Source organism: Bradyrhizobium sp. USDA3010 (genome assembly GCF_056429065.1).
In genome coordinates this window covers 1-11,342 of record NZ_JBWJZD010000086.1, presented here as the reverse complement: position 1 = coordinate 11,342, position 11,342 = coordinate 1, and the positions used below count along the sequence as shown (strand labels likewise).

General features: G+C 57.4%; 11 protein-coding genes and 1 pseudogene. 1 reads left to right on the top strand and 11 read right to left on the bottom strand.

Annotated elements, in window-relative coordinates:
• Window positions 1-121: 121 nt before the first annotated feature.
• Window positions 122-448, bottom strand: a complete 327-nt coding sequence (locus AC066Y_RS42405; protein ID WP_478279026.1) for a hypothetical protein — start codon at window positions 446-448, stop codon at window positions 122-124.
• Window positions 449-656: 208 nt separating this feature from the next.
• Window positions 657-977, bottom strand: a complete 321-nt coding sequence (locus tag AC066Y_RS42400) for a hypothetical protein (protein WP_478279025.1) — start codon at window positions 975-977, stop codon at window positions 657-659.
• Between the two features lie 378 nt (window positions 978-1,355).
• Between AC066Y_RS42400 and AC066Y_RS42395 the strand changes: the two genes are divergently transcribed.
• The gene (locus tag AC066Y_RS42395; protein ID WP_478279024.1) at window positions 1,356-2,618 is read left to right on the top strand and encodes a tyrosine-type recombinase/integrase; all 1,263 of its coding nucleotides are present in this window, start codon (window positions 1,356-1,358) and stop codon (window positions 2,616-2,618) included.
• A gap of 377 nt (window positions 2,619-2,995) precedes the next feature.
• Here AC066Y_RS42395 and AC066Y_RS42390 read toward each other — a convergent pair.
• From AC066Y_RS42390 to AC066Y_RS42350, 9 genes and pseudogenes are all read right to left on the bottom strand, one after another.
• A pseudogene (locus AC066Y_RS42390) lies at window positions 2,996-3,259 on the bottom strand (transposase); the annotation flags it as partial.
• Between the two features lie 193 nt (window positions 3,260-3,452).
• Window positions 3,453-3,965: a hypothetical protein gene (locus AC066Y_RS42385; protein ID WP_478279023.1), complete on the bottom strand. Its 513-nt coding sequence runs from the start codon at window positions 3,963-3,965 to the stop codon at window positions 3,453-3,455.
• Window positions 3,966-4,008: 43 nt separating this feature from the next.
• Window positions 4,009-6,000 carry a CopD family protein gene (locus tag AC066Y_RS42380; RefSeq protein WP_478279022.1) on the bottom strand — a complete coding sequence of 664 codons (1,992 nt, stop codon included), beginning with the start codon at window positions 5,998-6,000 and terminating at the stop codon, window positions 4,009-4,011.
• Between the two features lie 9 nt (window positions 6,001-6,009).
• Window positions 6,010-6,540: a copper resistance CopC family protein gene (locus AC066Y_RS42375; protein ID WP_478279021.1), complete on the bottom strand. Its 531-nt coding sequence runs from the start codon at window positions 6,538-6,540 to the stop codon at window positions 6,010-6,012.
• A gap of 44 nt (window positions 6,541-6,584) precedes the next feature.
• Complete coding sequence (locus AC066Y_RS42370) at window positions 6,585-7,052, bottom strand: hypothetical protein (protein ID WP_456718389.1); 468 nt, start codon at window positions 7,050-7,052, stop codon at window positions 6,585-6,587.
• Between the two features lie 95 nt (window positions 7,053-7,147).
• On the bottom strand, window positions 7,148-8,470 hold the full coding sequence (gene amoB, locus AC066Y_RS42365) for a bacterial ammonia monooxygenase, subunit AmoB (protein WP_478279020.1): 1,323 nt from the start codon (window positions 8,468-8,470) through the stop codon (window positions 7,148-7,150).
• 27 nt (window positions 8,471-8,497) lie between these two features.
• Window positions 8,498-9,355 carry a bacterial ammonia monooxygenase, subunit AmoA gene (gene amoA, locus AC066Y_RS42360; protein ID WP_478279019.1) on the bottom strand — a complete coding sequence of 286 codons (858 nt, stop codon included), beginning with the start codon at window positions 9,353-9,355 and terminating at the stop codon, window positions 8,498-8,500.
• A 125-nt stretch (window positions 9,356-9,480) separates the two neighbouring features.
• Window positions 9,481-10,272, bottom strand: a complete 792-nt coding sequence (gene amoC, locus AC066Y_RS42355) for a bacterial ammonia monooxygenase, subunit AmoC (RefSeq protein WP_456730809.1) — start codon at window positions 10,270-10,272, stop codon at window positions 9,481-9,483.
• A 489-nt stretch (window positions 10,273-10,761) separates the two neighbouring features.
• Complete coding sequence (locus AC066Y_RS42350) at window positions 10,762-11,037, bottom strand: hypothetical protein (RefSeq protein ID WP_478279018.1); 276 nt, start codon at window positions 11,035-11,037, stop codon at window positions 10,762-10,764.
• Between the last annotated feature and the right edge of the window lie 305 nt (window positions 11,038-11,342).

Below are 11,342 nucleotides of genomic sequence, written 5' to 3'. Positions count from 1 at the left end.
CGTTGCAAAGTACCGGTCGTCAGGCGGTGAAAAGCCGAAGGCAATCCTGTGCGCCTCGTCAGAGCAGATGTACGGCCGCATCAATCGGGCCCAAAAGCCGCACTCTCACGAATAGGACGGGCTAGCGCTTTTCGGCAGTCTTGGCGCGCTGGCGCGCGATCCACTTGCGCTCGATCCAGCCGAGCAATTGCGCCGTCGGTTTCTGCAAGAGCGGGACATCCTGCGCGAACAAAAGGAGTCCGAGCGGCAGCATCCAGAGTCCGAGCACCGGCAGGAAGCTGAAGATGCCGCCGATGATCAGCAGGATCGCGAGCGGAATCCGCACGTAGCGCGATGACGGCTTGCGCAGCCACGCGACGAAGCGTGCCGGCTTTTCCGGAAGCTTGGCTTCGAACCAGGCGAAGTGCCGATCGATCTCTTGCTTGTCGTATTCGCTCACGCGCCTCACTCCATCCGTTCCGTCGCGAAACGGATTTGGCAAACAACACAAGCTCCAGAGATGATGCTGCGTGACAGCGTCACAAGGCGTCAGTCTGTCGCGCATGACGGTCTTGAAATAGCCGCCGCATGATCCAACGCGCGCAAGGCGCACACCCGTTCGCGTCAAGACAACGCACCGGGCTCGCGGCTCTCGCATGCGCGTGATGGGGACAAGATCAGTGGGTGGACTTCTTCGCCTTGTGCGACTTGGAGACCTTCCGCTTCGCAGGCCGCCGCTCGCTTGCCTCTCGCGGCGCGGGATCTGCGCGGAAGAACACGCGGCAGGCCGGCGACAGCTGCGCCCTGTTCCTGATCATGCAGGCCGTGATGCGATCGACATCGGGAATCTCGGGGCCACAGAGCCGGAACGCATCCGGCGTACAGGCCTGCTGCTGGTCGGGCGTGTAAGCCTCACCCCGGCCCGGCAGCAACAGCGCGGCAAAGCCGACCGCTGATATCAACGCAAACGAAAAACTCCTTGAACCGGCGGTCCCCATGCGTCCCCCCAAAGGTGTCACCAGGCGTCGTTAAGGCGTCGTTTCGTGGAGTGTGGGTGAACGCACGCAGAAGTGCAAGCGGGCGAGATGACACGCCACCGGCGATCAAGGGAGGCGGCAAGCTTGCGATGGCCCGAACTTGCGACGTCGCGTTGGGTGATGGTGTGGATGGTACAGTTGGGTGGGCTCGAACCACCGACCTCCTGTTCCACAGACAGAGAACAACCTCCGCCGCAGTTGCGATCCGCTACGCGAAAGTTCTATTTCTCCTGTGATTTCAGCGACAGATCCCGCCGACGCTTCGCTGCCGTTCGCCACATTTTCCGCTAGCGTGGTAGCTATGTGGTAGCTATTTGGTAGCTAGGAACAGGAGGTCGCATGGCATCGGCAAGCATCACAATCAGGGCTGTCCAGGCGCTCGCCCCGGGTGAGGCCATCTGGGATGCGGATCATAAGGAGGCGGTGCGGGGATTTGGTGTGCGGCGTCAGCGCGATCAGGCAACCTATGTCCTCAAGTACCGAGTATTCGGCCGCCAGCGGTTTGTCACGATCGGCCCGCACGGGTCACCCTGGACGCCAGAGAAGGCGCGCCGGGAAGCCAAGCGATTGCTGGGACTGGTCGCGGATGGGAAAGACCCGGCAGACACGAAAGCGGAGGCCAACCTCCAGGCAGCTGACACACTCCGCAAGATCACTGGCGAATACCTCGGCGCTGCCAAGAAGAAGCAGCGGCCCCGGACGTATTCCGAGATCGAACGCTACTTGTTGATCGCGTGGAAGCCCTTGCACCCAGTCTCCGTGTTCAAGATCACCCGCCGCCATGTTGCAGCGCGAGTCGCCGAGATTGCAGCGCAGAAAGGAGCCGTCTCAGCGGCCCGCGCTCGGACCGCCCTGTCCACGATGTTCAATTGGGCCATTCGAGAGGGACTCGACATTCCGGGCAACCCGGTGCTCGGGACCAATCGTCCCGACCAGCCGAAGTCTCGGGAGCGGGTAATATCCGATGCAGAGCTAGCCGAGATTTGGCAGTCATGCAGTGATGACGACTACGGACGTGCAGTGCGCTTGCTGATCCTGACGGCTCAGCGGCGCGATGAAGTTGGCGGCATGCGATGGCCAGAGCTAGATGCCGCGGCCGAGCGTTGGACCCTGCCCCGCACTCGGACCAAGAACCATCGTGAGCACGTGCTGCCGCTCGTCCCTGCTGCCTGGGCTCTGCTACCGCCTCGGCGGAATGATCGAGACTGCGTCTTTGGCGATGGTCCTCGCCGAAAAGGCGATGAACATCGAGGGTTCTCCGGCTGGTCGAAATCGAAGGCGGCGCTTGATGCGCGCATCCTTGCGGCTCGGAAGACGGTGAATGAGGATGCTAAGCCCCTAGCCCATTGGACCGTGCATGATCTCCGTCGCACGGCTGCAACGGTGATGGCGGATCGTTTGGGCGTCCTGCCGCATGTCGTGGAAGCGATCCTAAATCACGTGAGCGGCCACCGCGCAGGGGTAGCGGGGATATACAATCGGGCTCGTTACCAAGCCGAAATGCGAGATGCGCTGGAACGCTGGGCTGAACATTTAGTTCGAGTTATGCCGCAATGTGGTGCCTTATCGGGAGACCCGCCACCGAGCGATCGTACTAACTGAATATTTTGCACCAGTTGGAGCCTCATTCCGGACAGGTCGGCCGCACGCTCTAGCTAGCCGCCAAGATGGCCCCGCATTGTCTGGGTGGTCTTGAACAAGCCCGGAGCACTCTACGAACGCACAGATCCTGCTTTCGCCTGACGCTTCTGGCTTCGATTGCAAGGCTCGGGAACAGTGATGACGAAACAGTTCAACATGCCGTAAGCCCTGTGCAAAAAAGCGGGCTTCGTGCCCGAACCATTTATTGGGAACGGCGTGCGCGGATCTCATCATGGCCTGGCTGCAACAGCAGTCCACTCGCGAGAGGCCGGATACATTTATGCAACTGGAAGCGTCATTTTTGCTGTTACGAACCCTTGCACGGACGGGGCGGACCATACATTCTTTCCCAACAAGTCCTTCAGCGCTGCATTGTCCAGCATGGCATCAGCCAGCAACCGCTTCAGCCGGGTGTTCTCGTCCTCCAGCGTCTTCAGCCGCTTGGCCTCCGAGACCTCCATCCCGCCAAATCTGCCTTTCCATTTGTAGATACTGGCGTCACTGACGCCGTGCTTCCGGCACAGATCGGCAACCGAAACGCCAGCCTCGTGCTCCTTCAAAATCCCGATGATCTGCTCTTCCGAAAAGCGGCTGCGCTTCATGCTCTGGTCCTTGTCTTGGGCCAGAGCGAACTTCAACCTGGATTAAGCCTGAGGGGCAAGGTCAGCGGGACGCGAGCGAATGCGCGAGGAGTTGAGTGCAGCTTCCGCCCAAAATCCTTCCGGATCAGCTAGCGCACTCGCATGACGTTCCTGATAACGCTCACACCTAGGCCCCCAATGATTGACGGCTTGCTCATTTTGATTCCTTCACAACCACGTTGAGGGTCTGTACCGTCTCGGAGATTGTGTGATGCTGCGGATCCGCCCAATAGAGTCTTATTATGTGCCGACCGGGCTTGGCAGGTAGATCGAAAACATAGAGATAGCGGCCATCACCAAGCTGGATCAGCTGGTCTGCCATTGGCATGAGCTCGGTTTCGTCCATCGAAACATGCAGATGAACGCTCGGATTGGCAGAGCTCATGGTCATTTCTGCGATGTTATCGTCGGCTTGGAAAACGAAAGCAACACGCTCGCCGATGGTATTACCCGATTGCGGCAGGAGGATCTTCAATGCGGGCAGCTCGCCGGTATTTCCCGATCTCGCAATAGGCGCACCGTCAGACCCGTGCATATGGTGCATGCTCGGCTCATGGTGTTGTGCGTGGGCTGGAGCCGCGACCAGAGCGCCAGCCACAAGAATCATGCACCAAATGAACTGTTCGAATCGATCGCCAAACCGGTTGGGACGGGATGATATTTGCATGCTTTCCTCCTTTGTTTGCGAGCCCTGAAAGATTTCCACTAATTCAGTGCACATGTTGAGTGGGTGGCGGGAGAATTTTGGACTCCCTATTGAGAACTCGGACCCGCGAGATCAGCTCGTCGGAATTTTCCCAACCACATTCGTCCTCCTCCTGCAACCAGCGCGCACGGATGTATCCGAACCTGTCGATTAGGAATTCCATGGAATGTCTTCCCATTTCCAAACGCTTGGGATCTCCACGATTTGTAGTGCTCCGGGAGAGCAGATCGTAGCTTTCTCTAACCTCTTGTGCTCCACGCCGGACATTCGGGACGCCCGCCGCCAGCTTTGCGTCCGGCGACACGATAATCGCCCACAATCGTTCTTTCCGGAATCTATTCTGCTCAAGGCGTAGCTGTTCAACGCGCATTGCATCGGACTTTTCGGGAAACACGAGCAGCACATTGCTTTGCTCACGGAAGTCCTTCAGCTCCCTCTCCGCCCCATTTTCGTCCTCTAAGAAAAAATTGGGAGCCCCCAGCCACGGATGATCGGGTACGATTTCAGGCGACAGGAGGCGCGCCTGAAATCCCTCTGAAAACGTCCGCAGGAAGTTGATCACATCCCAGCGGGCCTGTTCGTCCAATACATCAGCAAATCCGGGCATGCCGCTTTTTGGAATTCCATGGCTAAGCCACCAAAACATGTCGCCGGCCGTGTGCAGCGCAGTATGCGGTTCGCTCAAATTCGCGGGCGGCTTGGGAAGGGTCGATGCCGCCGGACCATCGCCAAGCCCTCCGCTGCCGTGGCAATCCACACAATTCTGGGCAAATAGACGCTTTCCATTGGTTATTGATATCGTCGAATAGGCAACCGACGGGCGGCGGTAAGTATCGGGATAGGCTTGCACGGATATCTGCGACAGACCGCCTACGACCGAAATAACGGCGGCGGCGCCTGCCGCGACTGCTTTTACCTTTTGCGGCTTTCTCAAACAAACGAGCAGGCCCCAGAAGAGTGACAATAGTGCTAGTGAGAAGGCGCCCGCCGCGATAACGGGCGTCGGCCACGCCGGCCACGTGGCCTCGATCGAAAAGCGAAACGGCAGCCACCAGATGGGCTGATCATGTCGTGCTGGTATGACTGAAGAGAGCGCGGCTGCGCAGCCGACGATCAGAACACCGCAAAATAATTCAGTTGCTGCCCATCCAGCTCCTGCAAGAAAAGCCGCGGGTTTTGCTCCTACGGTTTCCATGACGGGTAGGAAGCGCGTGCGAATCCGATTGGCCACCAACAGGAGGCATGCAAGTAGAGCAAGCTTCGCTATAATTAGTTGACCGTAGGTCGTGCCAAGCCACTCGCCAGCCGAACTAGCTGAGCTAAACGCGAGCACCAAACCTGATGTGACGACGACGACCACGAAACCGATTGCTAGTTGGGAGAAACGTCGCAGCGTCGCTGCGACATAGACGCGCCGAGTCTCCGTGGGGGTGACAGCGACCGAAGCCACCAGCCAGATCCAAGCCGGTAAGGCCCCAAGCCAAGCAGAAACCGCGAGCACGTGAAGTTGATAGGTCGGAACGAGCCAACGGCTGTCGTCTTCCCCGGCGGCGTGTCCAGCAAGTGGACCAATCAGCGCGATCAGTGCTGCTGTCCCGGCTGTCACGATTGAAGCTGAACGTTGCTGCTCCCTCGACCTGCCTCGAATTAGGATCGCTGTCGGCAGCAGCAAAACAAGAGAGAACGCTAACCTTGCAAGCGTGATCCGACCGTAATGTGTGTCAAATCCGAAGTTTTCCAGCGTCTGGCCAGACGCTACTATCTCCGGTAGTGCCATATCTGTCGCAACCACGACTTGAGCGATAAATAACCCAGCGGTAGCGAAGAGGTGAATGCTGGCCGCCCAGAGAAAGCTCACCTTCACTCGTCTTTGCCAAGCGGCAAGGAACGGATCGGAAGACGGCCCTGCCAGCAACAGAAAGAGTACTCCGCCTATGACCCATGCAAGCGCAATGTCAGCGATGGCCTTGCACAGAGCTGGAAACAATACCGTCATTCCGCATGCCTAACGTTCCTCGACGGTGAACTGATAGCCGTAGTCCACCACATGCCCGTCTTGCGAGAGCACGCGGTAATGAACCGAATAGCTGCCTGGTCTAATGTCAGATACTGCCGTTACCATGCACTTCGGATCATTGCCTGCTTTCAAATCGCCGAGCGTTAGCGACTGACCGTTGGCGTTCTTGAGCTCCACTTTCGAAAACTTGAGCTCTATGCGTTCGTTGAAGCACAGTTCGATCTGGTGCGGCGAATGAGCTAACACTGCCCGGCTCGCGGGATCGGACTTCACGAGAGCGGCATGTGCAGAGGCAGCCGTCGGCAGGCACACGAGGCCAACCCACAGCAACGTGATGCCAAGCGCTGATGCCGGACGCCGGCTTGCGGACGAGAGTTCTTTTACCGTCCCTTGAATCAGCCTAGTTCGCGCCCTGCCGGCGCCGGCAGTCAAGTTTGGCGTGCCAGCAGGATCAAGTGATGGCCGCCCCGTCGCTACTCGGATGCAATCGCTCTTGTTTCTGTGTTTTTCGTGAGACATGCGTCTGCCCCTTATCGCAAGACAGCGGTCGACAAAGTGATAGCCTAGCTTTCCTTCCGCAACGTGGAGTACCAAAACATGGCGGCCCCGGCTGCCAGCGTTCCTAGAACGATTGCGAAACTGTCCCTATATCGGACCCAAATCCCGTTGCCGTAACCAACCGAAAACGGAAATCTCGATACGTATTTCGGTCCGTCGCCGACTGTCACGAGGCCCACAAAGCGCCCGGATTCGGGGAACGTGTACTGAAACGATAGTGAGCCTGTCGGATATTTTTTTGGCGGGATTCGAAGGACGGCCTCGCTGTCTACGTCGTTGCCGGCGTCTCGCAACAACCGCACCTCGATGGGCAGATCACGTAGCACATCGCCGATGGTATCCAAGACGATGACGGTGCGGCCGATTTCCGGAATGTCCTCGCAAAACTCCTGATTCCCCTGCTTGACCGGCTGGTATCCGGTAAAATGCATCATATAGGGCCCTGCGCGAAGCTTGCACACGTCTTTCTCCATCGATACTCCCCCGTGTGCAATCGCTGGCCGCGCCCCACCGCAGTCCAGGATGACGAGCAAAGATGGAATTCCAAGCGCTGCGGCTTTTACTATGTTCAACCCGCACCTCCTTTCGGATTCTCAGCCGTGCGGTTGTCGGGATCGGTGAATACAGGGACCATGGGGCCGCTGACGTTTGAGATTGTCCGCTTGCCGTGCTCGTCATAGAAGAACAACAGTCCTCCCAACGTGTTGTCCGGATCGTTGATCAGGCTACTCAAGCGCTCCGTCTCCCATGCCGCGTCGGCCGCTTCGATATCGACTGTCTTCGTTTCACCCGGCTTGAGCGGTCGGCTGTCGCTCACCTTTAGCCCATTCGGAGGAAGCAATTCCTTGGGGTAATTCGGATCCACCGTCGCCATTGCCTGGCTAACCTCATGGTTGATGAAGCGCTGATTGGAAGTTAAGAGCTCGCCAAGCTGTGCTGACGAGCTCCCATTGTTCGTCAGTGTCACGTTCATACGAAGCGAGCGGCCAGGGACGTCATAGTTTGACTTGTTGACCGCAACTTTGACCTGCTCAGGCACTTCCGGTAGGGGCTCGACGGTTGCGCGGGACCCTTGCAGCGGCACCGTCCTTGGATAAGCGGTGTCGGTCGCCTGAAAGCCGAAGAATACGATGAGAATCGTCGCCACGAGCAAACCGGCCCCGAATAGGCGATCGGTGCTAGTAACGAGCTGAGATCGATCGCCGCCTTTTTCCGTCAACGCGCGAAAACGTGGCAGCAGGAGCGGCCGGCGCAACCACCAGACAAGCCACACGATGGCGATCGCAACCCACAAGCCATGCCAGAAGAACACCCTGCCAAGGCCCCAGGTTTCGAGATTGTCGATAGTCTCGCCACTGAGAGTTTTGATTGAAAGCTTGAAGTCGCTTTCGTTCCCCGTCACCGTCAGCCAGTTTCCCGGTCCGAGCAGCGGCCCGGCTCCCATCACGTTGATCATCGGATGGACGTGATGGTGGCCTGGCACTCGTCCTTTGAGCACTGTTTTGAATTCATAGTCCCGGTTCAACTCCAGTTTGGTGGACTGAATTGCCGGGACGCCATTAATGTAGCTCTCGGTTCGGGCTAGCACCGGGCCCGGCGTCCCGTTTCCCAGAAAGGCCGCTTCGGGAAGGGGTAGGTTGACTGGCCAGATCGGGAAGAGTCGGAACTTGCCGGTGACAACGATTTCACCGTTCACGGGAATTTCGTTCGTGCTCCACTTCACATCGTAAAAATGAGCCGTTCGCATCCGCAGAAACGGCTCCTGATTGCGCTCACCATGCGCCAGAGCAGCATCTGGGACGAAGGTCAGTATTCCAATCTGCATGATCGCCGCCGCTGCCGATAAGACTCCACGCACGCATGAGCCTTTGCGGAAACAGAATGTTCTCATTTGGAGTCCTCCACAGTTCCAGCAGGATCATTCGGCTGCGACGAAGCGCCCTTGCAGGCTGGTACCGTCCACGGCTTTTTGGGCTGTCTCAGCTGGCTCATCCTTATCGGTGAGCCCCATGAAATTTTTCAGGGTGTTTGGCGTCGTTACCACGCGAGCGAGGAGCATTCCGATATGCCACCACGCCAAATACATCAGTATGGATACGAATGCCGAGAAAAAGGACGCGATAATGGCTGAGTGGCCACCAAAAGTTCGAAGCGTGCCCCGCTCTATCAGCCGGATATACTCAGGCAGCGCGGTGCGGGTGAAGGCATAGCTGATGTAATCGCCCACGGAAACAAGCTGCCCCATCACTTCTACGGGTAGCCGATATGGCGCCAGCCAAAACCAGTTAGTCGGGTAGAAAAGCAGTGCGAACGCAAAGGCGCCGGACATCGCCGTGAACAAAAAATTCCCGGTCAGCAAAAGAGCGACATCGAGGACTAGTGCGCCAGGTATCAGCAGCGCTGGAATGACCTCGCTCATCGGAAAGTACGACCACAGGTGGAAACCGAAATATCGATTTATCCACTGACCGAACAGGAGACAAACGACCGCAAATGTAGCGGCGATTGGAAGTCTAAATTTCGTCCAAAACACATACTGCAAAGCTGCAGGGAATGTTATGGCCATAATTGGAGTCAGGGTGACCCACCACTGTCTGTCTTTCCAATCGATCCACATATCCCAGTCCCCTGCGGTCAGCATGCAATGCAGGTGGAATGCGCCGGAGATGGCCAGAAAAAGGATGGCGGCGACGAGAAGGTCAAACACTCTTGAGATTCTTGCTGACTCTTTAGGCCATTCGAGCCCATACAGCCTCACAGACGTTCCTCCTTGCATGGCTTCCTCCTAATTCTTTTACCGAGTTGAGATCGACCTTCCTGGAAGCCGACGCCCGACATGATTACAAGACGGCATGCTTTGCACATGCTGGGCTGTCAGCGATTAATGGTTCATAAGCGGTTTCAGCGCTGGGTGGCGACCGAAACTTCGTCCTCTTGGGAAAGCCGCCCGATCACTTCAAGCATGTGCATCGCGATCTGGATCAGGAGCCCACCCAAGGCCAGCACACTCCAACCCATCACGACAAAACCCCAGTGCAAGGGATAGGAGAACACCTCTTCCATCAGGAAGAAGGCATGGCCCCACTCGTTGTAGCCCAAGTTCGGCAATATTAGAAACGGACCTACAACCACGAGCACGAATGGGATTGAGATCTGCGTTGCGAACTTCGGCAGCCTCGTCATCGCGTACAGAAATGATCCCACGCCAAACAGCACGTAGAGTGGCATGGTGCCGTAGAACAGCACGATGTGACTCGGCGTGAAGCTTGTATCCCGGACCACAACCTGATGCCATGAGGCGTCCTGCTCGGCAAAGAAGCTGGTAGAGAACCAGACGCAAAAGGCATAGACGAAGATGAACAGGACCAGATTGAAGTAACGCCGGAGCTCTTCCCGCGGTTTGAGCGCGCCAAGATTGCGGTCTCGCGTGAACCATAGATACGCCCAAGTCACCACCCAGAGCAAAGGGATGACGCTAAGCTCAACCTTCAGCAACGTCATCCAGGCGGCATCGAACGCGGGCTCAGTCGAATCGAGGCCGGCACTCCAAGCATAGACCTGCTGAAAGATGCGCCAGAACACCATCAGCGCCAGCACCGCCAGAGTGACTCCTGCTGCAAGTTTGAAATTCCCCAACGGCTGAGTACGGTCCTCAGCGGCAGACTTGGCGTTATGAGTCATCGTGATCGACATCTTGTCTCCTCCTTGAGATTGCCTAAGGTGTGATGTTGTTTACGAGGGTGATGCTCACTCCGATCGTTGACCGCAAGGATATGATCTGTCTTCAAGCTCCCAGCTTTCTGGTTACCTCCTTGAGGCGGCCATTCTCGTCTCTCCTAATCTCTCCTAAATCTGCAAGTCCTGAAGGACCAGCATAGACCAACGGTTGGATTCGGCGGCCACCAATCCAGGTAGGTGCGGTGCAGTCTTTCTCCGCGATACTCCTTGCTCCCACCCTGAGAATTGAGCCTCCGCCATCAACTGTAATTTCGCATTCACAGCATGGAAGACGATCAGCGGACCGAACTCGGTGGCGCAGCTGAGCATCATATGCGGTGCGTCTCGTCGTCCATCACCAGCGCTGGTTACCATTCCCGGCCGTTTTGCTCCCTTAGACATCACGAAGGTTGGCAATATACAACCTGACGCCGCGTAAGCTTCAAGCCCCTTCGGTGTGTCCAATTATCCTATGCTTGGCAAACGCAATGACCAGCCCATGCGCCTCCCCTGCCGATGCTTGGCTTGCGGTATCGACGGGCTGCCTGGGGTGATTACGCCTGCATTCGCTCGGGGAGCGTCAAGATGATCGTGCATCCCGCGGAAGATGGTGCAGGCAATCAAGGCGCGCAGCGGGTTCGCTGTGCTAATCAGCGCGTTGTTGTCGAGGACGATCTTGAAGCAGCCATCCTCAAAAGCCGCTTTCATTTCGTCATAGGTGACGTTGTAGTCGTCCGGCAAGGCACCTTGAGCCTTAGCTTCCTGGACGCTCGCGTTGTATGTCAATCGTTCTGGAGGCGCGCGGCAATGTTCATCCTGCCGACGTCGTTTGCGATATCGCGGATGTTCTTACGCATATCTGGATTTCGTAAGGCCGTGAGCCCGATGAGCGTGAGGAGGTGCGCGCGATCGTCTTCGTTCTCTAGCCCGTCTTATTCGTCAGAGGCGCCTGAGAGGCTGGCGAGCGTGGTGTAAAGCGCTGATGCGGCGTAGGATTCGGTTGCAAAGCCAACCCCATCACCTTCAGCCGCGAACACCACGCCCGC